The following is a 23,066-nucleotide window of genomic DNA, read 5'->3' on the forward strand; positions in this document are numbered from 1 at the left end:
TCATGTACAAATACAAAAATAAAACAGAGCGACTCCAGGCATCCTGCATGACAATCCTATGACATGTCAGTAACGGCTTAACTGCGCGGATGCCTCAACAGCTTCTTTACGTATTGCTGCAGCAACTCGGCATCCTCTGGCGGAACCTGCGTATCGGGCCGCGCCTTATCCAGCGCTCCTTCAATACTTTCAATTAACGCCTGCTGATCCGATGTTGCCATCTGCCGCAGCAGCGCGGTGACAACTATTTCCAGCGCTTCGACCTGGGCGACCAGCTCTTTCGACTCCTCTTCCTTTTGTGCAAGCTTAACCAGCAACTCAGCAATGAGATTTTTCATCGTGCTATTTCCTTATGGGATTTCCTCTGAAATTAACACCAGGAATGAAATATGCAAAGCGGAGAAAAGTATTATCTTATGCAAAAGTGACATTGCCGCCAAATTAGCGCAGCGATCTTTTCAGCGAAACGTTTTTCTATAAAAAAACGCCGCATTTTGTTATATAAAAATGCGGCTACCATAAGAATATATAATACATCTGCGAAAAGGTTATTTCGCAGATTTCGCCTCCGCTAATTGCCTGCGGCGACGCAGGGCAATAGCCAGCTGGATAATATTGATTAAAACGACAATCGCCGTCGCGGCAAATACCCAGCGAAAACCCGCCATTGCAGAAACGGACGCACCAATAAGCGGACCGGCGACGTTGCCTAAATACATAAACGACTGGTTATAGCCAAAAATACGCCCCGTGACCTGATCGCTGGAATATTTGACCAGCAATGTCTGTACGGCGGGCAACATAGCGCCATCCGCAAAGCCGAGTAAAAACCGCAGCACGCCCAGCTGAAGCGGAGAGGTAACAAACGACATGGCGAAAAAGAGCACCACCGCAAAAATCAGCGTCGCCATCAGGATGCGCGCCGTGCCGATCCTGTCGCCCAGTTTTCCCAGACGCGGGGCAGAGATCAGCGCGGAGACGCCCGGCACGGCGGCAATCATGCCGCTGAGAAAGGCGATATTGTTGCTGTCCGGCTCCATCGACTTGATAAACAGCGCCAGAATCGGGCCGACCGAACCGTTGCAGAGCTGGATCACCATGGTGGTGACAAACAGGCTAATCACGAGTCCCGGGTATGGCAGCGAGGCGAAGACGGCCTTGCCGCTCAGGCGCTCAGATTTACTGATAACGGGGCGGCCCCCCTCTTTGATAAGAAAGAGCGTAACCAGAAAGCTGATCACCAGCAGGATTGCGGTGATGATGAATACCGCGCGCAGACCGACATGGTCAGCCAGAAAGCCTCCCAGCAGCGGGCCGCCGATAACGCCGCTGATCTGGGCGGTGGAGAGCGTACTCAGCGCCCAGCCGCTGCGCTCGCGCGGCACCTGAGAGGCAACCAGCGCCATGGCGTTGGGAATATATCCGGACGTCAGCCCCATCACCGCCCGCAGGAAAAACAGCTGCCAGACGTTGGTGGCGAAGGCCTGGAGCAGAATAGCAATTGCCATCCCGAGGGAGGCGCGCAGCAGCATCAGCTTGCGCCCTTTCCGATCCGCCAGGCTGCCCCACATCGGTGACACAATGGCGGAGACCAGAAACGTGACGCTGAACGTCAGCCCGGACCACATGGACAGCGCTTCGTGGGAGCTGACCCCCAGCTGTGACACGTACAGCGGCAGGAACGGCAGGATCTGGCTGATGGCAAGCCCGGTGAAGAAGCAGCCGAACCAGACCGAGATGAGATTAACTTTCCAGGATTCCATACAGAAATAGTCTTCATTTTTAGGCGAATTCGCCGTCAGATTAGCAAGTTACGCGCCTTAACGTCGCACCAGAGATGCGGCCTCGCTGACTTTGGTGTTTTATCTTCCCAGTCATCATATTTGTGAAATAAGTCACAATTCATCCATTTTCTGGCGGAAGATTATGCTTCAGCGGCAGAGACCAAAGCCGCGCATCCCCAGATGAAAATGGCTGGCGTGCGCCGCGTTATATTCCGGCCCAAGACCGTTTCCGTAGTAACCGCAGCTTGCCGCCAGCAGAGCCTTCAGCCAGGGCTGCGTTTTTGCCGATTTCCAGCCGTTAAGTACCGTAACGCGCTCTCCGTTCGCCAGCCGAAAAGCGGCGATATCCAGCGCCTCTGCCGTGGCATGCTCGCTGCGCCGCGCATCGGGCCGGTGGTAGATATTGCGACAGGCAAAGCTGCCGAGGTGCTCAATGCGCGTCAGTTCACTGCCGGTAAAGCGTTTAGTCAGGGGCCGGGCCTGCTGGTTGACAAACAGGGCTGAGCTGAGCGCCAGCGGACAGCTGGCAAGAAAACTGCCGTTCAGGCTCACCGGGCCAAAGTCACGCACGCGCACGACGTTGTTCAGCGGGCATTCCCCGCCGCTGTCAGCGACCGCCTGCGTGCGGATCAGTTTTTTTTGATTAGCCTGCGCTAACAGGCTCGCGCAGGCTTCGGGCGTTAAGCGTCGCAGCTTATATTGGGTAATGCGGCCAGGCGGGTCGTCCAGGTTCAGCGGCGTGAAAGGGTTGTAGTAAGACGGCAGCCAGCGATAGCCCGCCGTTGCGATTGCCCCAAGGATGAAAATGGTCAGCAGCGTTTTTCCTTTCACTCTCCCCCCTCACTGTTCCCCAAAACATTATGGCAGAAGGCCGCGAAACCCGCAGGGCATCGTGGTATGTTATTGGCTTTTCGTCAGACTGGAAGAGAGTGAGATGGCAAAGCAGCGCGTAGGTATTGTCTTTGGGGGAAAATCAGCGGAGCACGAGGTGTCATTGCAATCGGCTAAAAATATCGTCGATGCGATCGATAAAAGCCGTTACGACGTGGTGCTGTTGGGCATTGATAAACAGGGCCAGTGGCATGTTAACGATGCCAGCCAGTATCTGCTGAATGCCCACGATCCGGCACACATCGCCCTTAATCCTTCGGAAATTAGCGTCGCCACCGTACCCGGCGTCGTGAAGGGTCAGCTCATCGACGCCGGCAACGCGCAGGCTCTCGCCCAGATCGACGTGGTCTTCCCCATCGTGCACGGCACCCTCGGCGAAGACGGTTCCCTGCAGGGAATGTTACGTATGGCCAACCTGCCGTTCGTGGGCTCGGACGTGCTGGGCTCCGCCGCCTGCATGGACAAAGACGTCACCAAACGCCTGCTGCGCGATGCCGGGCTGAATATCGCGCCGTTCGTGACGCTCACCCGCGCCAACCGCGACAAGCACAGCTTCGCGCAAATTAGCACTGAACTGGGTCTGCCGCTGTTTGTGAAGCCAGCTAACCAGGGCTCCTCCGTGGGCGTCAGCAAAGTCACCACCGAAGCAGAGTTCACGCAAGCCGTCCGTCTGGCATTCGAGTTCGACCATAAAGTGGTGGTTGAGCAGGGGATCAAAGGCCGCGAAATTGAGTGCGCGGTGCTGGGCAACGATTTCCCACAGGCCAGCACCTGCGGTGAAGTGGTCTTAAACAGCGACTTCTACTCGTACGACACCAAATACATTGATGATAAAGGCGCCCAGGTTGTTGTTCCTGCGGATATCGATCCGGCCATTAACGATAAGATCCGGGCGATCGCCATTCAGGCCTATCAGACGCTCGGCTGCAGCGGCATGGCGCGCGTGGACGTGTTCCTGACGCCGGAGAACGAGGTGGTGATCAATGAAATCAACACGCTGCCGGGTTTCACCAATATCAGCATGTATCCTAAACTGTGGCAGGCCAGCGGGCTTGGCTACTCTGAGCTGATCACCCGCCTGATCGAGCTGGCGCTGGAGCGTCATGCCGCCGACAGCGCCCTGAAAAGTTCCGTTAACGGCTAATCGGCACCCTTAGCCGTCTCCTCCGCTGTCGTCTCTTCCGGACGGCGGCGGATTATCAGCCCTGCCAGCCAGAAACTGATTACCCAGGTCACCAGGCCCACGGCATAGGTTTGCCAGCCTTTCGCTTCAAATCCCAACAGCCCCACGACGCCGTTAAGAATAAAGATCAGCCCGATAGCAAAGGCGTAGTAGTGCCAGTCACGGCGAAGTTTGGACGTGAGTTTCATAACAACTCCGGCAGGAAAAAAAGACATCCTCTCACAGTTTCACCGCCAGGTCTGTGGCAGATGCGGAAATTCTGAAATGCGGTGCAGTTTCATTTAAGTTAACAAATTGTGACATGCTGCAGAAATCAACAATCCAGGAGAAATCCTGAGCGAAAATTACCACGATTCTGATATTGACAAATGCGATGACCTGTCAAACTCACCCCGTAAGACGCGTATTAAAACAGAGTGATATTTCGGGAGGTCAACATGGCTGACTTTACATTGTCGAAACCGATTTTTGGCGGCAAACCAAAAACCTCCACGGCGGGTAATATCGCGTATGCCCTGTTTGTCCTGTTCTGCTTCTGGGCTGGCTCCCAGCTGCTTAATATGCTGGTGCACGCGCCGGGCGTTTATGAACACCTGATGCAGGTGCAGGATAACGGACGCCCGCGGGTTGAAATCGGGTTTGGCGTGAGCACGCTGTTTGGCCTCGTTCCCTTCCTCGCGGGGTGTATGATTTTAGGCGTTGTCGCGCTCGTCCTGCGCTTTCGTCGTCGCCATTAAAGCCCCATACAGCGAGCCCGGCGATCGTCCACGCGTTTTGCGAACCATGCGGTGGTCAGGTTACGCGTGATCTTCGGGCTTTCCAGCTGAATCCCCGGCAGAATTGCCCTCGGCAACGTTTTCCCACTCTTCTTATCGGCAAGCGCAAACACTTTCTTGTAGAGATCCGTTTTCTCAAATGCCAGGCTGTCGCCTTTCTCAAGCTGACGGCGAATGTCGCTGTTGCTCATATCAAGCGTTGTCGATAATTTCCGGATCGCCCGCTCGGTGCTTCCCGCCTCGCTGCTGCCGTAGGCGATAAGATCGCCGTCCAGCGCCAGCTTGACGCCGCTTGCGCGGCTAACCGCGCTCTGAAACGCCGCGTTACGGCTGGCATACCAGCCCGCGTTAAAGTCTGCGAAGCGGTACAAGGGCTCGCTGTAGTTCGCCGGATAGTTCAGCAGATGATACGTGCCGAACCACAGCCCGCCGCGCAGAGAGAAGACCTCCTGACGCACCGTACCGTCAATTTCCCACGGGTAGCCGTCGGTATGCTTCTCGGCAAACGCAATGCTCACCTGCATCGGGCCGCCGGTGTGAACCGGGTTCAGTGAGCCAAACAGTTTCTGCCCCATCGGCACCATGTTAATGAAATCATCAAAGATGGCGCTGAGCTGTTTTTCGGTTTTCACCGTGTCCAGCCGCTCGCTGTAACTTTTGCCGTTTGGCGAGGTGATTTTCAGCGCGGTATGCACGAGGAACACCGGGATATGCATCGATTCCGCGCGGCGGTCGATCTCTTTCCAGGCAATTTTGTTAAGACCCGGCACCACCGGGTCTGACTGGTACATCGACTCCTGCTGCGCCACCGCCAGCACCGAGCAGATATTCTCCTCGGTTGGGGCAATCTTCTGGCTTTCAAAGGTTTTTGCCAGCGCATCCGCCCACGCATTGCGATCCTTCACGCTGGCGGGCATTTTTTGCCGCACAACGCTTGCGACATCCACGGGCTTCTCGCCCTTTTTAAGCGGAGCAGCCCCTTTTTCGGCACAGCCCGCCAGAACGAGGGCAGCCAGCAAGGAAAGCGGTAACGCACGCGGTACGGCAAAAGACATAGCAACTCCCTGTATTAGCTAAATGTGTTGGTGACTTCCTGCAGGTCCCGATCGTCCAGCTCATGTTCAAAGCTGCGCAGACGTTTGTAGATGGACATCAGTTCAACCAGCGTGGTCCAGGAGTTGATCAGATACTGGAACGAGTTTCTGACCTGATCGAACACGTTGGTAATCTGGGTCAGTAAGCCCAGCGTGATTGTTCCCGCAACAATAGACGGGAACAACAGGAATAGTCCAAAAACAGTATCGACCTGCAGATAGAAAATACGGGCAATATTGAAATACATGTAGTGGAAATAGAGCCGGAAATAGTTGAAACGGACGTTGCGGAACAGCTCTTTTATCGTCGGGGGCGCAGCGCGCGTTGGGTCGTCCTCTCCGTAGACCAGTTCCTTACGATAGGCCGCTTCCACACGCTGATTCTTAAACTCTAAGCCCGGCAGCTTAATCCCGACGACGGCAAGCAGGCCTGTGCCCATAAGCGACCAAATCAGCGCCGGGATGAGCAGGCCGTACGGTAAATGTCCGACAATCGGCAATGCTGAAATATGCGGAGAAAGCGCGACCAGAATCGGTAAGAACGCAAACAGTTTCAGGATGGCATTAAGCAGGCTGACGCCCATATCCTCAAGCGTTGACGCAAAACGCATGGTGTCTTCCTGAACACGCTGAGCAGCACCTTCAATATGGCGCAGACGCTCCCAGTGGGTCATGTAGAATTCGTTCATCGCCGTACGCCAGCGGAAGACGTAATGGCTGACGAAGAAATTATTCAGCACCGCCACGGTGACAGCGATCATCGCAATGCCCATAAATATTTTTAACTGATTATAAAGCTCGCCAATTGGCACCCTGTTAGGGGCGCTCAGCGCTTTCTGGATGAGATCGTAGAACGGGGCATACCACGCGTTAATGGCTACGCTCACTTCGACCAGAAACCAGGTGACAAAAATAATCAGCGACGTTCCGAGAATGGACCACGTCTGCCAGCGATGAGGGGAATAATTAAACCAGAACAGCGCAAACAGCCCGACGCACAGCGCGTAATAGGCATAAAACAGCAGATAGCTAAACGACCAGAAGCGCGCCGCGCTAATCGGCACCTCGCCTGTCGCCCCCACGATGCGTGTCAGCCATGCACCGCCGCCCGCCAGCCAGAACACGACTGCGATCAGTGCCCAAATAAATGCCGACAGGAAAAAAGGCCCCGGCTTTGGGAAAAAAGACTTAAACATGATACTTCCTTCTTGTTGTTATGGTTGTTGCTGTGCTCAACACATTACCACACGAATACCTTGCCCGAGCCGGACCCCGGCTCGGGCAAAAAGGTCAGACCCGTGGGTTGATTATTAGTTCGCTTTCCAGTTTTCGAGAATTGTTTCGGTGCGTTTCACCGCGACAGGGTTCGCTGGCGCAATGAAGTTTCGCCAGACGTCGTTGTGGTGGTGAATCAGGATCTGTGCTTCGGCAGCCGGGCGGTTGGCGGTGGTGTGGGCATCTTCCGCCACGGTAATGTGGTAACCCCGGCTGACGCCATTCTTGACCGTGGCGTCAACGCAGTAATCGGTGGCGCAGCCGCAGATGACAAACTCGCGAATGCCCTGCTCGCGTAACAGCGCCTCAAGCCCGGTGTTATAGAAGGCATCGCAGGCGGTTTTGGTCACGTACAGCGCGCCGGCAGGTTGATGGAGTTCAGGCAGCAACGCAAACCCGTCACTTCCCTCTTCCAGCCCCCCGGCCTCGGCATGCTGAATAAAAATCACCGTGTCAGCAGCCTGCGTAAGCTGGTTGATCAGAGAGACACACGTCTCGCGCTGATGACGCGGGGTTTCAAACACCCCGTTCTGCATATCAACCACCATTACCACACGCTTTTCAGACATACCGTTCTCCGCAAGATTGAGTAACACTGGTGCCTATCATAAGCCCGATGTCACAAAATGGGAGAGCGCTCGCAGGGAAATTCTTCATATTTACCCATGGTTACGTTTTTCTCGCTATGGTTATGCTATTCGGGGCATTGCACGGTGCCGATTAGTAGTATAAATACCCATTACTTTCCTCATTCACTTCATGGATGCTTTTCGTTGAAACGTTGTCTGCTCTCTTTTGCCGCGCTGTGTGCGGTGAGCTTCTCCACCGCCCAGGCAGCCCAGCCGCTGACGGCGCCCGTTTTGGCTTCCGATATTGCCGATCGCTACGCGAACCTTATCTATTACGGCAGCGGCGCGACCGGGATGGCAATGGTGGTCATCGACGGCAACCAGCGCGTTTTCCGCAGCTTTGGTGAAACGCGTCCAGGTAATAACGTTCGTCCGCAGCTGGATTCCGTTGTGCGCGTCGCGTCCTTAACCAAGCTGATGACCAGCGAAATGCTGGTGAAGCTGCTCGACCAGGGCGTGGTAAAGCTCGACGATCCGCTCAGCAAATACGCCCCGCCGGGTGCCCGCGTGCCGACGTATCAGGGCACGCCAATTCGCCTGGTGAACCTCGCGACGCACACCAGCGCTCTGCCGCGCGAGCAGCCGGGCGGCGCGGCGCACCGCGACGTTTTTGTCTGGCCAACGCGCCAACAGCGCTGGAACTACCTGAGCACCGCCACGCTGAAATCCGCCCCGGGCTCGCAGGCCTCTTACTCGAACCTGGCGTTCGATCTGCTGGCGGATGCGCTTTCAACGGCGGCGGGCAAACCTTACCCGCAGCTGTTTGAAGAGCAGATCACACGTCCGCTGGGCATGAAAGACACCACCTTTACCCCTTCCCCGGACCAGTGCAAACGCCTGATGGTGGCAGAGAAAGGCGCAAGCCCCTGTAACAACACGCTGGCGGCCGTGGGCAGCGGCGGGGTCTATTCCACCCCTGGCGACATGATGCGCTGGATGCAGCAGTTCCTTTCTTCGGATTTTTACTCCCGCAGCAGCCAGGCCGATCGTATGCAGACTCTTATCTATCAGCGTACTCAGCTGCATCGCGTCATCGGGATGGACGTGCCGGGTAAAGCCGATGCGCTCGGCCTGGGCTGGGTCTATATGGCACCGAAAAATGGCCGTCCGGGCATCATTCAGAAAACCGGCGGCGGCGGCGGATTCATTACCTACATGGCAATGATTCCGCAGTCCAACGTGGGCGCGTTTGTGGTAGTCACCCGTTCTCCGAACACGCGCTTCGTTAATATGAGTGACGGCATCAATAACCTGGTGACCGAACTGAGCGCCAATAAAGCCCAGGTGCTTACTGCGTCTAACTGATCTTAATATTCCGTGGGCAAGCGGTTGATGCTGACCAGCTTGCCCCGGCTCATATTGATGTAGTTCCCCTGACGCAGCGCAGCCAGGACTTCTGCAACGACCGAACGTGAAATACGTGTGCTACGCTGAATATGATTCATAACGCCAATTTTTGAGCGCAGCGAGTCATCCCACTCGGCCATATTGATCAACATCGCCCGGATCTGACTATAAGAGTTATTTCCCACCAGCTGCAGGTCACGCTTGCCCAGAATATGGTTAATCCATGACACCCAGCAGAAAGCATCCTGCCAGAGATGATTTTGCTGAATAAGTTGACGCGTGGCAGAGACCGGTAAATAAAATCCAGAACAGGTTGTGTGTGTCATCATGGAATATTCCAGATAACTATCATTTATCCATGCATTCAAACCATAGATAAAAGGTGCCTGCGCAATGCCCATCAGAAGTTCATCAGATTTACGATGGATAGCGGTAAGACCAGACTGTATTACAAAAGTAAATGGCTCATCATCATTATTGCCGGTTGTTATTAATTGCTGTGGTTCGATCTTAAAGGGGGTACCGGCGACTTCCAGACATTTTGCGAGCCGGCTTAATTCAGAAAGTGGTTTCGCATTAACGTTCATGCATACCTCAAAGCATCTGTATCTGTCGGTTCTTTATTATTTTTAAACCATATAAAAAAGCGGGGGAAAATATCCCCCGCGCTTTCTATTTACCAGGTATATTTCACACCCAGGTTTGCTCCCCAGTTCTGGTCAACGTCGCCGCCGCCCAGATAAGTCGCATCGGTGTAAGCACTGAAGTTTTTGGTGAAGCTGAACTGGGTGCCCAGCCCAACGCGAACCGCAGAGCCTTCGACGCCGTTATCAATGCTGTCAGAGTTGATATCAGCATTATTGTCAGCATCGTCATAGACGTAAGCCAGCTTGAAGTACGGGGTCAGCGCCTGTTCGCCGCCGTAGTTGAAGGTATAACCCGCATCCAGGCCAAGTTCATAACGCATGCTGTCGTAAGACTGACCATCGATACGCATGTCGTTGCTCAGCTGGTAGTCGTCGCCTGACTGGAACAGGCCGGAAATCGCCGCATAAGGGGTGATATAGCCTGAGAGGTTTGGTTTCCAGTCATAGCCCAGCTTCATCCCGAAGCCGACAGCGTCAGAGGTGGTATCACCGTCAACATACTGACCGTTGCTCATGGTTGCAGAGAGGTCATTGTTAAAGCGGGTGTAGTTCAGTGAGCTGTCGAGGAAGACGTTGTTCGCAAACGTCGCAGACGCGTAGATCATCGCAGTCTGGCTGTCCTGATCGACCTGACCCGTACGATCGCTGATATCGCCTTTCGCAAAACCAGCTGCACCACCGACGATCCACTTCGCATTATTACCGTCAATCTGCGTGTCCAGACCGACCATAATGCCGCTTACGTCCTGATCGTAGCTGACGGTGCCGTTATCCGCGTCAAAATTGCCGCCGAAATAGCTCACCCACGCTCCGCCGTTGTCTGCCAGGCCATGACGGCTGTTGGTCAGACGCGTACCCACGGTATCCTGCTGGAGATTCCAGATATTGGTGTTGGCAGAAGGAATGCTCAGCGCCATGTTGGCGTAGTCAGTCAGCTCTTTCTGCTGGAGAACAACGGTGTCACCCTCCTGCTGCGCCTGATAGGTATAAGCACCTAAATCAGCTTTGTTTGCAGCAGTAAAGCTGGCTGCGGTATCTGCGTTATTGTCGTAGACGCGAATGATCTCTTTGTTTTTGTAGTCGGCAACTGAACCAGCGCCGGTTGCATCGTCGATGCGCACCTTGTAGTTACCGGCAACGTCACCGTTCACCGCCAGATGGCCGTCGGAGTTCAGCGCGACAACACCGTAGTCATACTCCGCGTTGTAGCGATCGTTGGTGATATAGCGTGCGTTGTTCAGATCACTGTTCAGCACATAATCGCGGCTGGCAACGTTGAGCACGCCGCCATCGGTCAGTACCATATTGTGCGTATCAACCTGACCCAGACCCAGCGCCAGCTCGGCACCGTTGTCTACGGTAATGGTGTTGGCATACAGCTCTGCTGTCTCTTCAGTCAGTGCCGCACGGCTATAGCTGTCCAGATACAGGCTGTCGGTTGCCACGGCTCCGCTGTCGCCAATATTCATGGTTGAAGCATTGGTCAGGGTGATTGAATCCGCCAGCAGGCCGGAGTTTTCAACATTGACCTGAGACTGGTTGTTCACCGTCAGCGCATCAATGTTGGAGACCTTGCGGGTATCCCACTCGGAACCGTTATCCAGCGCCACATTGAACAGGCCGCTTTGGTACACCTCTTCACCGGCAACGTGACCGTTGCTGTCGAAGGTAGAATCAGGCCAGATGCTGTTCGGGGACAGAGCGTGCCAGTCAACGTTGCTGTAGCCCTGGCCATACATCTGCGCAGTGCCGATAGCTTCAACGCTGGACTGCGCTGCACCGACCCACTTGCTGCCGTTAGTCAGCGTAACATCCAGTGTATCGGTACCGTCCCAGCCGTTGGTGGTTGGGTTATAGACACCATCTTCAGTGGTATCCGTTGCCGGATCGCCATTCTCGTAGAAGTTGTTATCAAAGGTGCTGGAGAAAAGAATATCACCCGTTACGGTAGAGTGATCGAAGGTAGCGGTGGTCTGCATGGCGTTATCAGACGCGCCGGCCGCAACGATCAGCGCCGCATCATCCGCAGCCGAGGCGTTGGTTTCACCGTAGTCGCTCGGCTTCGCCGTTTGACCGTAGAACCCGTTGGTGCCCAGATCGCTGTACGCACCAGAGGTCAGCACGGAGTCTTTCACCACCAGCGTATCGGTAAAGACATTGCTGCTGTTAGCAACGCCTTCAACGCCGTCGTATGGTGTGTTATCCAGTTCCTGATAACCCTGCGTCAGCGTAATACCCGCGACGTGGGAGTTGTTCTGAATAACGATATCAGATTCAACGTCCAGGGTAATTGCGTTACCCAGACCATAGGTGTCCAGATAATGCGTTTCAGTATTCTCGCCATTGACGACATCATACGCGTAATGCTCGTAGGCATCGTTGATGGTGGAGTTATCAACGGTCAGGCTAAAACGATCGTACTGGGTATGACTGGTGCCGTCAGTATCCACGCCATCTGCACACGTCGTGGTCATACACTCTGACGTGATCATGCCGTTAATGGTGCTGTTAGAAATACTCAACGCATTCGCACGGCCATTGACCCCATCATCCAGATAGTAAGTCGAAATAACACCGTTTACGGTTGATTTATTGATGACCGGATAAATGTCACCATCATGGGTGGCATCCGAGTAATCCCAATCTGCGTAGCCATAATACCACGGCGTAGATGCGGTATTATCATATCCAAAAGTATTATATGTCGTACCGGAAATATCTTTCGCATTAGCCTGAGAAGCGATAGCCAGCGTACAAGCTAATGCAAGTTGAGATACAACCAGTTTCTTTTTCCATGTTTGCATTGGGTCATCCCTCCTCAGGGACGTAAGCATGTTTGTCCGTAAATCAATTAGCAATGTTTAATTGCGGAGTGAATTATGCAGTTTCATTCAGAAAAGGTTCAATGAATGATTCATTTAAGTCCGTATCCAGACAATCAGCAGATGTAAAACGAGAGAAAAAGAGCGCTAAATATAAATACTATAAAGAAAAAGTCAAAATAAACTAAACAAGCAAAGGTGATATAAGTTTTATAAACAGATCATTTTTATTTATACATTCCCTTCGTAATAGAATTAACATCAATAATTCGAACCGACATTCCGCAGGATTAGTTAATTATATATAATTCAGTGGCAATCATAGACAGGCCGCATTAATCGGTATCAAAATGCCCACTTTAGTAAAACACCTCACTTCACTTTGAGGTACACTAACCTTCTTTGTTCCACAAACATCAGGCATACCATGACCGATTTAATTGCACGTCCCCGCCGCCTGCGTAAGTCACCCGCACTGCGCGCCATGTTTGAAGAGACAACACTGAGCTTAAACGATCTGGTGTTGCCGATTTTTGTTGAAGAAGAGATTGATGACTACAAAGCCATCGAAGCCATGCCGGGCGTGATGCGCATTCCTGAAAAATACCTGGCGCGTGAGATCGAACGCATTGCCAACGCGGGGATCCGCTCGGTGATGACCTTCGGCATCTCCCACCATACCGACGCCACCGGCAGCGATGCATGGAAAGAAGATGGCCTTGTGGCCCGCATGTCCCGCATCTGCAAAGATACCGTGCCAGAAATGGTGGTCATGTCCGACACCTGCTTCTGCGAATACACCTCCCACGGGCACTGCGGCGTGCTGTGCGATCACGGCGTGGACAACGATGCCACCCTGCTGAACCTCGGCAAGCAGGCGGTCGTGGCTGCCGCTGCGGGTGCGGACTTCATCGCGCCGTCTGCGGCGATGGACGGACAGGTTCAGGCTATCCGTCAGGCGCTGGATGCGGCAGGCTTTACCGACACCGCCATCATGTCCTACTCCACCAAGTTTGCCTCCTCCTTCTACGGCCCGTTCCGTGAAGCGGCGGGTACGGCGCTGAAGGGCGATCGTAAGACCTACCAGATGAACCCGCTGAACCGCCGGGAAGCGATTCGTGAATCCCTGCTTGATGAAGCCCAGGGCGCAGACTGCCTGATGGTGAAACCGGCTGGCGCCTATCTCGATATCCTGCGCGACATCCGCGAGCGCACCGAACTGCCGCTGGGGGCATACCAGGTGAGCGGTGAATACGCGATGATCAAATTCGCCGCGCTGGCCGGTGCCATCGACGAAGAGAAAGTGATCCTCGAAAGCCTGGGCGCGATCAAACGCGCGGGCGCGGATCTGATCTTCAGCTACTTCGCGCTGGATCTGGCCGAGAAAAAAATCCTCCGCTAATCTTCACCAAACTGCAATACAACCGACATCTGCTCCTTCTACTGTCTTCGCAAGACGGCAGGAGGAGTAATCATGTTTAGCCTCGATAGCGTTCTCGACGATCTTTGGCCTCAGGCGAGGCCTGCACCCTGGCAAAAAAGTCTGTTAAAAAGGCTGTTTTACGAAGAAGAATTCCAGCAGTTTGCCGCCGCTCACCGCCACCTGAAAGGACTGGATATGGTGGAGCAAGTTCTGGAGCACCTTGATATTCTCTGCACCGTTTCCGCCCGCGATCTCGAACAAATCCCCGAACATGGCCCGCTGGTTATTATTGCCAACCACCCGACAGGCACGCTGGACGGGCTGGCGCTGATGTACGCTGTCTCCCGCGTGCGGCGCGACGTTAAAGTCGTGACCAACCGGATGCTGACCCACCTTGAGCCTCTCAGTTCGCTGTTTATTCCGGTGGACAATATGGGCGGCAGGACGGCGAAATCGTCTCTGGTTCAGATGGAGCAGCATCTGCAAAACGCGGGCGTGCTGATCTTCTTCCCGGCGGGTGAAGTTTCACGCCCCACGCGCAAAGGCATTCGCGATAAAAAATGGCACTCCGGCTTTATCAAACTCGCCAGCAAGCTGCGCGCCCCGCTGCTGCCGGTGCATATTCAGGCGCATAACAGCCTGCTCTTTTATGCCAGCACGCTGGTGTCGCCGACATTGCCGATGCTGCTGCTAATGCAGCAGATGTTCCGCCGCCGCCACAGCCAGCTGCCGATTAAAATCGGCCAGCAAATCGCCTGGCATCACTGGCATAGCGCCACGCTTTCGTCACGTGAGATGGCCGAGCAGTGCCGTCAGCACGTGATGCGTCTTGGCAAGGGATTGCCTGGCGTCTTCAAAACCCAGTGCGCCATTGCCCGTCCGGAAGACCGGGCCACCCTGAAACGCGAGCTGGCGCAGGCGGAGTGCCTGGGTAAAACCAGCGACGGTAAAACCATCTACCTGTGGCAGCGCAACGGGCAGGAAGAGGCGCCTCTTCTGCGCGAACTGGGCCGCCTGCGCGAGATTGCGTTTCGCGCGGTGGAGGAAGGGAGCGGTAAACGCCGGGACACCGACAGCTACGATGACGATTATCTGCACCTGATCCTCTGGGATGAAGAGGATCTGGAGATCGTCGGGGCGTATCGCTTTATGCCGACGGCCATGCAGATCGAAAAACGCGGCGTTGAAGGTCTGTACAGCTACAGCCTGTTCCACTACGACGACAAAATGCAGGACGTGCTTGAGCACGGCATTGAGCTCGGGCGCAGCTTTATTCAGCCGCGCTACTGGGGGCGTCGCGGTCTGGACTATTTATGGTCCGGCATCGGGGCTTACCTGGCGCGTTACCCACATTATCGCTACCTGTTTGGCCCCGTCTCCATCTCCGGCGGCTTACCGCCTGCGGCACGGGATCTGCTGGTCGCCTTTTACCGCCTGTGGTTCCCCGCGACGCATCCGCTAGCCGCGTCACGTCAGCCGTATCCGGCGTCGTTACCGGACGTGCTGGCACAGTTTGGCGGCGTGGATTACGTGGACGATCTGACAAAGCTGAAATCCCTGCTCGGCAATCTGGGCTGCGGCATACCGCCGCTGTATAAACAGTATTCCGAGCTATGCGAGCCCGGCGGCGTGCAGTTTATTGATTTTGGCAGCGACCCGGCGTTCAACAACTGCATAGACGGTCTGGTGCTGGTGGATTTGTGCTACCTGAAGGCGAACCGCTATCAGCGGTATATTGAGGCGCACCTTTAATTGGCCGGCAATTGTGCACCGTTTTCGCCGGGTGGCGCTGCGCTTACCCGGCCTACGGGTACTCCAGGATCAGGGGCGGTAAAACGGCTTATCCCCCAAAATCGTCGCCCGCTGCATAATCCTTCGCTGCGGCAGATAGTCCGCGTTGGCGTAATGCTGCGTCACGCGGTTATCCCAGATCGCCAGGTCGTTCTCCTGCCAGCGCCAGCGCACCTGAAACTCCGGTTTAGTGATATGTGCGAACAGGAATCCCAGCAGCGCGTCGCTCTCTTTCTCCGTCACGTCCACAATGCGCGTCGTGAATCCTTCGTTCACGAACAGCGCCTGCTTGCCCGTGACCGGATGGGTACGCACCACCGGGTGCAGCAGCGGCGGATGCTTCGCCACCGCCTCCAGCCAGCGCTGATGCTCCTCTTCGCTTTTACGGTACTTGTATTCCGGGAACGATTTTTTGAAGTCGTGCTCCGCCCGCAGGCCGCTCAGCAGCGTCCGGAACGGCGCAGAGAGCGCCTCAAACGCCGCAATCCCGCTCGCCCACAGCGTATCGCCGCCGGTCTCTGGCAGTAATTTTGCTGCCAGAATTGCCCCGGCGGGCGGCGTCTCGATAAAGGTGACGTCCGTGTGCCAGTTGTCGTTGTCCGGCGGATTATCGTTGTGGGTATCCAGAACGATAATCTCCTCCACCCCTTCCGCATGCGGATAGACCGGGTGAATATGCAGGTCGCCAAAACGCAACGCCAGCGCGCGCTGCTGCTGCGGGGTGATCGCCTGCTCGCGCAGGAACACCACCTGATGGCGCAGCACCGCGTGGTACAGCTGCTCAAACTGGTTATCGCTCAGCGGGCGGGACACATCCAGGCCCGACACCTGCGCGCCAATGTACGGCCCCAGCGGGGTGATGGTCAGTCGTTCACTCATTGTATTTCTCCATGCCAGGGCGTCAGGCGGCGCTGTAGCGCGCGCAGCCCCAGTTCTAATCCGAAGGCGATCGCGGCAATTACCGCGATCCCTGCCAGCACCACGTCAGTCGCCAGGAACTCTCCCGCCGACTGAACCATAAACCCTAATCCTCGCGTGGCGGCGATCAGCTCTGCCGCCACCAGCGTGGACCAGCCCACGCCGAGGCCGATGCGCAGCCCGGTTAAAATCTCCGGCAGCGCGCCGGGTAGAATCACGAACAGCAGCACCTGCGTACGGCTGGCCCCCAGCGACTGCGCCGCGCGTATCCGCACCTGCTGGGCACTCTTCACGCCCGCCAGCGCCGACATGGCAACCGGCGCGAAAATCGCCAGATAAATCAGCAGAATTTTCGACGTTTCGCCGATACCGAACCAGATCACCATCAGCGGCAAATAGGCCAGCGGAGGCACCGGGCGGTAAAGCTCAATCAGCGGGTCAAGGATGCCGCGCACCGTCGGGCTTAGGCCCATCGCGATCCCGACCGGGATACCGATAACCACCGCCGCCAGCAGCGCCACCAGAATGCGCGTCAGGCTTGCGCCGAGATGCTGCCAGAGCGTAGCGTCCATAAAGCCCTGCGGCCCGGCGATGGAGATGAGTTTCGCCAGCACCTGTCCCGGCGGCGGCAGAAACAGCGGGCTGACCCACTGCTGGGCCGCAACCGCCCACCACGCTGCCAGCAGCACCAGCAGCGTGCCGACGCTCAACGTGAGCGGGCGCGAGAACGGCCAGCGCAGCGCCGGACGGGTGCGGCGCGTTTTTTCACTAAAGACGATGCTCATGAGAAGGCCTCCCGCTGTTCGAACACGCGGCTTAAGACGTATTCACGCTGCTCAATAAACTGCGGATCGGATTTGATGCTGCGCACCGGCTCCCCAGCGACGTAGCGACGGGCAAATTCAAGCGGCAGCCGCTCCAGCACGCGCCCCGGCCCCGGCGAGAGCAGCACCAGCTCGGTCGCCATAAACACCGCCTCTTCGATATCGTGGGTAATCAACAGCACCTGCTTGCCCGTCTCATGCCACAGGCGCAGCAGCAGGGTTTGCATCTGCTCGCGGGTAAAGGCGTCCAGCGCCCCGAACGGCTCGTCCAGCAGCAACAGCTGCGGATTCGCCGCCAGCGCGCGGGCGATCCCGACGCGCTGACGCTGGCCGCCGGAAAGCTGCCAGATAAAGCGTTTTTCCGCCCCTTCCAGCCCCACTTTTTTCAGCATCGCCCGCGCGGTTGCCAGCCGCTGTTCACGGTTCACGCCCGCAAGCTGGAGCCCAAACGCCACGTTCTCCTGCACGTTGCGCCACGGAAGCAATCCTTCGTTCTGAAAGACCACGCCGCGCTCGGCGCCAGGGCCATCCACCTTTTTGCCTTCCAGCTGAATGGTGCCGTGCTGATACGGTACAAACCCGGCGATCAGATTCAGCAGCGTGGTTTTTCCGCAGCCGGACGGGCCGAGCACCACCAGCAGTTCACCGCTGCCCAGCGTCAGGTTGATGTCCTCCAGCGCGGGTTTACCACCGTAATCGGCATACAGGTTCGTAATGTTCAGCATGGCGGACTCCTTATTTCACAAAGCGGTCGGTGACGTACTGGCTGTAATCCGCCGCGACCGCAGGCACTTTGCCCTGCTCTTTCAGGAAGGTGGCGGTATCTACAATCGCTTTGCTCACCGGCCCGTTTAGCTGCTGCACCTGCTGCGCGGGGGTCAGATAGGTATTGCCCCTCACCAGCCCCGGCACGTCCGCTTCCGGCACGCCGCTCAGGCGGGAGAGTTTTTCCAGATTGGCGGGCTGCTTCAGCCACTCATCCGGGTTGCTGATGTACGGCTGCTGGGCGGCAATTGCGCTTTTGGCGAAGGCTTTCACCACCTCAGGATGTTTCTCGGCAAAGTCTTTGCGCACCACCCACACGTCGAGGGTCGGCGCGCCCCACTGGCCCACTTTCTCGGAGTCGGTCAGCACGGTGCCGTCTTTTTCCAGCTCGTTTACTGCCGGTGCCCACACGTAGGCCCCGTCAATATCCCCGCGCTGCCAGGCGGCGATAATCGCCGGCGGCTGAAGATTGATGATTTGCACCTGCCCCGGCTTGATGCCCCAGTGTTTGAGCGCCGCCAGCAGGCTGTAGTGGGTGGTGGAGATAAACGGCACGGCGATGCGTTTGCCGATCAGGTCTTCCGGTTTGGTGATGTTTTTCTTCACCACCAGCGCTTCGGAATTACCGAGCTGAGAGGCGAGGAGGAAAACCTCAATCGGCACCTGCTGGCTGGCCGCGACCGCCAGCGGGCTGGAGCCGATATTGCCAATCTGCACGTCGCCGGACGCTAACGCACGCACGACGGACGCGCCGCTATCGAACTTGCGCCAGTCGACTTTCGCGCCGCTCTCCTTCGCAAAGGTATTGTCCGCCTGCGCAACCTTCGCCGGCTCAGCCGAGGTTTGATACGCGACGGTAACGTCCACCGCCTGCGCCTGAAATGCCCACAGCGCCAGCGCGCCGAGAAGTGTGATTCGCGATGAAATTGCCATAGTGCCTGCTCCCCTGTTGTTATGAGGGCAGTATTTCCGGCGCGGGAATTTTGATAAAGGAATAAAAAAGAATCGCTAATGACGATTCGTTTTTAGAAAAAAAGCGGGAAAGGATAGTTGATTTTGTGCGGTTGGTTTGTGCCGGGTGGCGCCTGCGCCTTACCCGGCACAAACTCAGCGCTGCGCGTTCAGCTCTGCAATATCCTTCGGCGTGGTGCGACAACATCCGCCGATTAACTTCGCTCCAGCCGCCAGCCACTGCGGCAGATACCCCGCCAGCGTCTCGCACGCTTCGCCGTGGTGGTGCCAGGTTTTGGTTACCGCATCATAATGCTCGCCCGAGTTCGGGTAGACCACCAGCGGCAGCGGCGTCAGGCTATGCAACTGCTTCAGCGCCGCCGTGGTGTTTTCCAGCGCGATACAGTTGATGCCCAGCGCGACGATCTGCGGATAGTCCTCCAGAGAAGAAACCACCTCCCGCAGCGGCGTGCCGTCGCTCAGGTGCTCGCTGTTGCGCAGGGTGAAGGAGAACCACGCCCGTGCGCGGGGATACGCCGTCAGCAACGCGGCCAGCGCCTTTATTTCCGTGAACGACGGCAGCGTTTCGCAGGCCAGCAGGTCTGCCCCCGCGTCCAGCAGCGCTTCCACGCGCGGGCGATGGAATTCTGTGAATTCTTCGGCACTGCGCACGTAGTCGCCGCGATACTCTGAGCCATCTGCCAGATACGCGCCGTACGGCCCAACGGAGCCCGCTACCAGCAGCGTGCCCGCGTGCGGGTTTTCGGCCAGGTACGCTTCGCGCGCCTTACGCGCCAGCTCCACGCTTTTGCCAATCAGCGCGCGGGACTGCGCCTCATCCAGACCGCGTGCCGCAAAGCCCGCAGGCGTGGCCTGGTAGCTGGCGGTGATCGCCACCTGCGCGCCCGCGCGGTAGTAATCAAGATGCACTTTACGGATAAGATCCGGGTTTTCCACCAGCACTTTGGCCGACCAGAGGCTGTCAGCAAGGTTACAGCCGCGCGCTTCCAGCTCCGTTGCCATTGCGCCATCCAGCACTACAAACGGCTGTTTTTCAAGGATGGCGGTAAGCGGATTATTCTGCGACATGTTCAGGCTCCTGCGATGTCATATTTCGGGTCAGGTAGTAGGCACCATAACACAGGGCGACGAACGGAAGCCCGCAATAAAGGGCAATGCGCTGGCTGGGGTCAAACCACAGGCCGACGCAGGCCACCACGCAGAGGATAAAACCGAGCACCGGCACCAGCGGATACCACGGCGCGCGGTACTGCAGCGCAGAGAGCGGCTGGCCAGACTGCAGATGACGGCGACGGAAAACGAAGTGCGACGCGCAGATGCTGATCCACACCGCCACCACCGCAAAGCCAGAAATGGCCGAGAGTGCGACAAACACCGTGTCCGGGGCCACCACGCTTGAGAACAGCGCCAGCACGCCGCCGAGCATGGAAACCGAGAGCGCCGTCAGCGGCACGCCGTTTTTGTTCACGCGGGCAAAGCAGCGCGGGAGCGTTTTCTCATTCGAGAGCGACCACAGCATGCGCCCGGAGGCGTACAGCCCGGAGTTCGCCGCCGAGAGGATCGCCGTCAGGATCACGAAGTTAAAAATATCAGCGGCATAAGGAATACCGACCTTTTCAAACACCAGCACGAACGGGCTTTTTTCCACGCCCGCCTGCTGCATCGGGATCAGCGCCGCCAGCACAAACACGGTGCCGATAAAGAAGATGATCAGCCGCGCGATGGTGGTGCGGATCGCAACCGGAATGACCTTATGCGGATTTTCCGTTTCACCCGCTGCGATGCCGATAAGCTCGGTCCCGGAGAAGGCAAAGTTCACCGCCACCATGGTCATCAGGATCGGCAGGCCGCCGTGCGGGAACCAGCCCTCGGCGGTGAGGTTGCTTAAGCCCGGCGCGGGTGAACCGTCCTGCATCGGGATGAAACCAAAGACCGCCGCCCCGCCGAGGATGATAAAGGCGATGATGGTGATGACCTTCACCAGCGAGAACCAGAATTCCCCTTCGGCAAAGAAGCGCGTGGAGATGACGTTAAGGCCGAAAATCACTACGCAAAAGACCACGCACCACGCCCAGACGGGCACCTGCGGGAACCAGTACTGCATGCAGAACCCGGCGGCGGTAAAGCTCGAGCCGAGCGCCACCGTCCAGGTGAGCCAGTAGAGCCACGCCACGGTATAGCCCGTCGCCGGGCCGAGATAGCGGGCGGCATAGACGTGGAACGCGCCGGTTTCCGGCATCGCCACGGAGAGTTCGCCCAGACACTGCATCACCAGCCAGACCACAAGCGCGCCGATCAGGTACGCCAGCAGCGTGCCCGCCGCACCGGTGGTGGAAATGATGTATCCGGTATTGAAGAATAACCCTGTCCCAATCACGCCGCCCAGTGAGAGCATAATCAGGTGGCGTGTTTTCATGGTGCGCTTAAGCTGTCCATTTTCTTGTTGTGTTTGCATATTACCTTCTATACGTATGGACATCTAAACATCCAAAGAAGGTGTTATACCGCGATTGTTAATAAAAAGCTAGATGACCAGACGTAAACGGGCACGTCGCGCGCTGAGTCTGGGGTGGGTTGTGAGGATCACATAAAGAATGGGACGCCAGGCCATAAGCACCTCCGCAAGCAGATACTAACAGCATGGTGCGGGAACGTGCGATCTTCGGTCAGTCGAAAGTGCTATCCGTGAAGCGCAAATTCATACTGCGATATTGCTGAACTGGCCGCCGGGTTGGTAATTCTCGCAATCGGTTCTATAGTCGTCACAGTTTCTTAGTAACCAGGACTGACTGATGCGCTTTAACGGACTGACCAAAGGTTTCTTTATTTTCATTCTCGCCCTTGTGACCTGGGCCTTCTTCGACGTGCTGTCGCCCTACTTCTCCGCGATACTGTGGGCCGCTATTCTGACCGTCATTTTCAACCCGGTAAAAAACAAATTGCGCGCCGCGCTGGGGGATCGCAACGGGCTGGCCTCGCTGCTGACGATTGGCATTATCTGCCTGATCGTCTTCATCCCGCTGATGGTGATCCTCTCCTCGCTCGCCATTGAGCTGAACGTGGTTTACACGAAGCTTCAGGAGAACAACACCCAATTCCCGGAGGTAGTGGCGAGCATCTTCAACCACTTGCCGGACTGGGCCAGCGGCTTCCTGGCGGATCACAACCTGACCAACGCGGCGCAGATCCAGAAAAAACTCTCCGACGTTGCGCTGCAGGGCGGGCAGTATCTGGCAGGCAGCGCGTTCCTGATCGGCAAAGGCACGTTTGGCTTTGCGATTAGCTTCGGCATCATGCTTTATCTGCTGTTCTTCCTGCTGAAGGATGGACCGTATCTGGTACGCCAGATCCTCGACTCCCTGCCGCTGTCTGATTTTGTTAAACAGCACCTGTTCGCCAAGTTCGTCGGCGTCTCCCGGGCGACGGTGAAAGGGACGGCAGTGGTGGCCGTCGTTCAGGGCACGCTCGGCGGGATCGCGTTTGCCATCGTGGGCATCGACGGCAGCGTGCTCTGGGGCGCGCTGATGGCGTTCCTCTCGCTGGTTCCCGCCGTCGGCTCGGCGATTGTCTGGGTGCCAGCCGCCATTTACCTGTTCGCCACGCACCAGCTCTGGCAGGGGCTGTTTATTGTTGGCTTCTTCGTGATTATTGTCGGGCTGGTGGACAATATCCTGCGCCCGCTGCTGGTGGGGAAAGACACCAAAATGCCGGACTACCTGATTTTAATCACTACCCTCGGCGGTATGGAGCTGTACGGCATTAACGGCTTTGTGATTGGGCCGCTCATCGCCGCGCTGTTTATCGCCTGCTGGAACCTCTTCTCCGGCCGCGATCACGCGGGCAATGCCGAAGAGCTGGACGCCGAGTTCATCGAAGAGGGAAAAAACTCTCCAGATTTGTAGGGACGTGACGATAACGACCACAT

At 56.6% G+C, this 23,066-nt stretch carries 21 protein-coding genes; 6 read left to right on the forward strand and 15 right to left on the reverse strand.

Annotation, left to right across the window (positions count from 1 at the left end; translation table 11 throughout):
* Window positions 1–77 precede the first annotated feature (77 nt).
* The 3 genes from iraP to IM284_RS07925 all read right to left on the reverse strand — a co-directional run bounded on the left by iraP (window position 78) and on the right by IM284_RS07925 (window position 2,615).
* Window positions 78–338, reverse strand: coding sequence for an anti-adapter protein IraP (gene iraP, locus IM284_RS07915; RefSeq protein ID WP_028012123.1), 261 nt, complete (start codon window positions 336–338; stop codon window positions 78–80).
* 210 nt (window positions 339–548) lie between these two features.
* On the reverse strand, window positions 549–1,763 hold the full coding sequence (locus tag IM284_RS07920) for a multidrug efflux MFS transporter (protein WP_028012122.1): 1,215 nt from the start codon (window positions 1,761–1,763) through the stop codon (window positions 549–551).
* 168 nt (window positions 1,764–1,931) lie between these two features.
* On the reverse strand, window positions 1,932–2,615 hold the full coding sequence (locus IM284_RS07925) for an extensin family protein (RefSeq protein WP_047367590.1): 684 nt from the start codon (window positions 2,613–2,615) through the stop codon (window positions 1,932–1,934).
* Between the two features lie 103 nt (window positions 2,616–2,718).
* Between IM284_RS07925 and ddlA the strand changes: the two genes are divergently transcribed.
* Window positions 2,719–3,819: a D-alanine--D-alanine ligase gene (gene ddlA / locus IM284_RS07930; protein ID WP_047367589.1), complete on the forward strand. Its 1,101-nt coding sequence runs from the start codon at window positions 2,719–2,721 to the stop codon at window positions 3,817–3,819.
* Here ddlA and IM284_RS07935 read toward each other — a convergent pair.
* Window positions 3,816–4,046, reverse strand: a complete 231-nt coding sequence (locus tag IM284_RS07935; RefSeq protein WP_028012119.1) for a DUF2754 domain-containing protein — start codon at window positions 4,044–4,046, stop codon at window positions 3,816–3,818. The two genes, ddlA and IM284_RS07935, sit on opposite strands and share 4 nt — an antisense overlap.
* 249 nt (window positions 4,047–4,295) lie before the next feature.
* Between IM284_RS07935 and IM284_RS07940 the strand changes: the two genes are divergently transcribed.
* Window positions 4,296–4,595: a DUF2755 family protein gene (locus IM284_RS07940; RefSeq protein WP_014882725.1), complete on the forward strand. Its 300-nt coding sequence runs from the start codon at window positions 4,296–4,298 to the stop codon at window positions 4,593–4,595.
* On the opposite strand, the gene IM284_RS07945 is transcribed toward IM284_RS07940, so the two are convergent.
* The 3 genes from IM284_RS07945 to IM284_RS07955 all read right to left on the reverse strand — a co-directional run bounded on the left by IM284_RS07945 (window position 4,592) and on the right by IM284_RS07955 (window position 7,572).
* Window positions 4,592–5,689: a DUF1615 domain-containing protein gene (locus IM284_RS07945; protein WP_045259878.1), complete on the reverse strand. Its 1,098-nt coding sequence runs from the start codon at window positions 5,687–5,689 to the stop codon at window positions 4,592–4,594. The two genes, IM284_RS07940 and IM284_RS07945, sit on opposite strands and share 4 nt — an antisense overlap.
* A 14-nt stretch (window positions 5,690–5,703) precedes the next feature.
* A complete protein-coding gene (sbmA, locus tag IM284_RS07950; RefSeq protein ID WP_028012117.1) occupies window positions 5,704–6,924 on the reverse strand; it encodes a peptide antibiotic transporter SbmA in 1,221 nt (406 codons plus the stop codon).
* Between the two features lie 114 nt (window positions 6,925–7,038).
* Window positions 7,039–7,572, reverse strand: a complete 534-nt coding sequence (locus tag IM284_RS07955; RefSeq protein WP_041911110.1) for an isochorismatase family protein — start codon at window positions 7,570–7,572, stop codon at window positions 7,039–7,041.
* A 204-nt stretch (window positions 7,573–7,776) separates the two neighbouring features.
* Between IM284_RS07955 and ampH the strand changes: the two genes are divergently transcribed.
* The gene (ampH, locus tag IM284_RS07960; protein ID WP_047367588.1) at window positions 7,777–8,937 is read left to right on the forward strand and encodes a D-alanyl-D-alanine-carboxypeptidase/endopeptidase AmpH; all 1,161 of its coding nucleotides are present in this window, start codon (window positions 7,777–7,779) and stop codon (window positions 8,935–8,937) included.
* A 2-nt stretch (window positions 8,938–8,939) separates the two neighbouring features.
* Here the strand turns inward: ampH and IM284_RS07965 are convergent, their stop codons facing one another.
* Both IM284_RS07965 and IM284_RS07970 read right to left on the reverse strand, forming a co-directional pair.
* Window positions 8,940–9,566, reverse strand: a complete 627-nt coding sequence (locus IM284_RS07965; RefSeq protein ID WP_028012114.1) for a helix-turn-helix domain-containing protein — start codon at window positions 9,564–9,566, stop codon at window positions 8,940–8,942.
* Window positions 9,567–9,655: 89 nt separating this feature from the next.
* Window positions 9,656–12,430 (reverse strand): autotransporter outer membrane beta-barrel domain-containing protein, encoded by a 2,775-nt coding sequence (locus IM284_RS07970; protein ID WP_045259876.1) that lies wholly within the window; start codon window positions 12,428–12,430, stop codon window positions 9,656–9,658.
* Between the two features lie 445 nt (window positions 12,431–12,875).
* Here IM284_RS07970 and hemB point away from each other — a divergent pair, with 445 nt between their 5' ends.
* Together hemB and IM284_RS07980 are read left to right on the forward strand one after the other, a co-directional pair.
* Complete coding sequence (gene hemB, locus IM284_RS07975) at window positions 12,876–13,850, forward strand: porphobilinogen synthase (protein ID WP_045259875.1); 975 nt, start codon at window positions 12,876–12,878, stop codon at window positions 13,848–13,850.
* A 72-nt stretch (window positions 13,851–13,922) separates the two neighbouring features.
* Complete coding sequence (locus IM284_RS07980) at window positions 13,923–15,623, forward strand: lysophospholipid acyltransferase family protein (RefSeq protein ID WP_047367587.1); 1,701 nt, start codon at window positions 13,923–13,925, stop codon at window positions 15,621–15,623.
* Between the two features lie 69 nt (window positions 15,624–15,692).
* Here the strand turns inward: IM284_RS07980 and tauD are convergent, their stop codons facing one another.
* From tauD to mmuP, 6 genes are all read right to left on the reverse strand, one after another.
* Complete coding sequence (tauD, locus tag IM284_RS07985) at window positions 15,693–16,541, reverse strand: taurine dioxygenase (protein WP_041911116.1); 849 nt, start codon at window positions 16,539–16,541, stop codon at window positions 15,693–15,695.
* Complete coding sequence (gene tauC, locus IM284_RS07990; protein ID WP_047367586.1) at window positions 16,538–17,365, reverse strand: taurine ABC transporter permease TauC; 828 nt, start codon at window positions 17,363–17,365, stop codon at window positions 16,538–16,540. The genes tauD and tauC overlap by 4 nt, the downstream gene beginning before the upstream one ends.
* Entirely contained in the window at window positions 17,362–18,129 is a 768-nt protein-coding gene (gene tauB, locus IM284_RS07995; RefSeq protein ID WP_047367585.1) for a taurine ABC transporter ATP-binding subunit, read from the reverse strand. The genes tauC and tauB overlap by 4 nt, the downstream gene beginning before the upstream one ends.
* Window positions 18,130–18,139: 10 nt before the next feature.
* Window positions 18,140–19,102: a taurine ABC transporter substrate-binding protein gene (tauA, locus tag IM284_RS08000; RefSeq protein WP_028012107.1), complete on the reverse strand. Its 963-nt coding sequence runs from the start codon at window positions 19,100–19,102 to the stop codon at window positions 18,140–18,142.
* 174 nt (window positions 19,103–19,276) lie between these two features.
* A complete protein-coding gene (gene mmuM, locus IM284_RS08005) occupies window positions 19,277–20,209 on the reverse strand; it encodes a homocysteine S-methyltransferase (RefSeq protein ID WP_047367584.1) in 933 nt (310 codons plus the stop codon).
* Window positions 20,196–21,596 carry an S-methylmethionine permease gene (mmuP, locus tag IM284_RS08010; RefSeq protein ID WP_041911121.1) on the reverse strand — a complete coding sequence of 467 codons (1,401 nt, stop codon included), beginning with the start codon at window positions 21,594–21,596 and terminating at the stop codon, window positions 20,196–20,198. Before mmuP ends, mmuM begins: the two co-directional genes overlap by 14 nt.
* Window positions 21,597–21,933: 337 nt before the next feature.
* Here mmuP and IM284_RS08015 point away from each other — a divergent pair, with 337 nt between their 5' ends.
* A complete protein-coding gene (locus IM284_RS08015; protein ID WP_047367583.1) occupies window positions 21,934–23,043 on the forward strand; it encodes an AI-2E family transporter in 1,110 nt (369 codons plus the stop codon).
* Window positions 23,044–23,066: the final 23 nt, after the last annotated feature.

Origin of the sequence: Enterobacter cloacae complex sp. P12RS (genome assembly GCF_014895875.1) — a bacterium.
Classification (GTDB): Bacteria; Pseudomonadota; Gammaproteobacteria; order Enterobacterales; family Enterobacteriaceae; genus Enterobacter; species Enterobacter bugandensis.

Coding starts and splice junctions, on each gene's coding strand:
- tauC (WP_047367586.1), bottom strand. CDS start 17,365: ATGAGCATCGTCTTTAGTGAAAAAACGCGCCGCACCCGTCCGGCGCTG.
- IM284_RS07945 (WP_045259878.1), bottom strand. CDS start 5,689: ATGTCTTTTGCCGTACCGCGTGCGTTACCGCTTTCCTTGCTGGCTGCC.
- iraP (WP_028012123.1), bottom strand. CDS start 338: ATGAAAAATCTCATTGCTGAGTTGCTGGTTAAGCTTGCACAAAAGGAA.
- IM284_RS07935 (WP_028012119.1), bottom strand. CDS start 4,046: ATGAAACTCACGTCCAAACTTCGCCGTGACTGGCACTACTACGCCTTT.
- tauA (WP_028012107.1), bottom strand. CDS start 19,102: ATGGCAATTTCATCGCGAATCACACTTCTCGGCGCGCTGGCGCTGTGG.
- ddlA (WP_047367589.1), top strand. CDS start 2,719: ATGGCAAAGCAGCGCGTAGGTATTGTCTTTGGGGGAAAATCAGCGGAG.
- mmuM (WP_047367584.1), bottom strand. CDS start 20,209: ATGTCGCAGAATAATCCGCTTACCGCCATCCTTGAAAAACAGCCGTTT.
- mmuP (WP_041911121.1), bottom strand. CDS start 21,596: ATGCAAACACAACAAGAAAATGGACAGCTTAAGCGCACCATGAAAACA.
- IM284_RS07980 (WP_047367587.1), top strand. CDS start 13,923: ATGTTTAGCCTCGATAGCGTTCTCGACGATCTTTGGCCTCAGGCGAGG.
- tauD (WP_041911116.1), bottom strand. CDS start 16,541: ATGAGTGAACGACTGACCATCACCCCGCTGGGGCCGTACATTGGCGCG.
- IM284_RS07940 (WP_014882725.1), top strand. CDS start 4,296: ATGGCTGACTTTACATTGTCGAAACCGATTTTTGGCGGCAAACCAAAA.
- hemB (WP_045259875.1), top strand. CDS start 12,876: ATGACCGATTTAATTGCACGTCCCCGCCGCCTGCGTAAGTCACCCGCA.
- IM284_RS07955 (WP_041911110.1), bottom strand. CDS start 7,572: ATGTCTGAAAAGCGTGTGGTAATGGTGGTTGATATGCAGAACGGGGTG.
- IM284_RS07920 (WP_028012122.1), bottom strand. CDS start 1,763: ATGGAATCCTGGAAAGTTAATCTCATCTCGGTCTGGTTCGGCTGCTTC.
- IM284_RS07965 (WP_028012114.1), bottom strand. CDS start 9,566: ATGAACGTTAATGCGAAACCACTTTCTGAATTAAGCCGGCTCGCAAAA.
- tauB (WP_047367585.1), bottom strand. CDS start 18,129: ATGCTGAACATTACGAACCTGTATGCCGATTACGGTGGTAAACCCGCG.
- sbmA (WP_028012117.1), bottom strand. CDS start 6,924: ATGTTTAAGTCTTTTTTCCCAAAGCCGGGGCCTTTTTTCCTGTCGGCA.
- IM284_RS08015 (WP_047367583.1), top strand. CDS start 21,934: ATGCGCTTTAACGGACTGACCAAAGGTTTCTTTATTTTCATTCTCGCC.
- IM284_RS07970 (WP_045259876.1), bottom strand. CDS start 12,430: ATGCAAACATGGAAAAAGAAACTGGTTGTATCTCAACTTGCATTAGCT.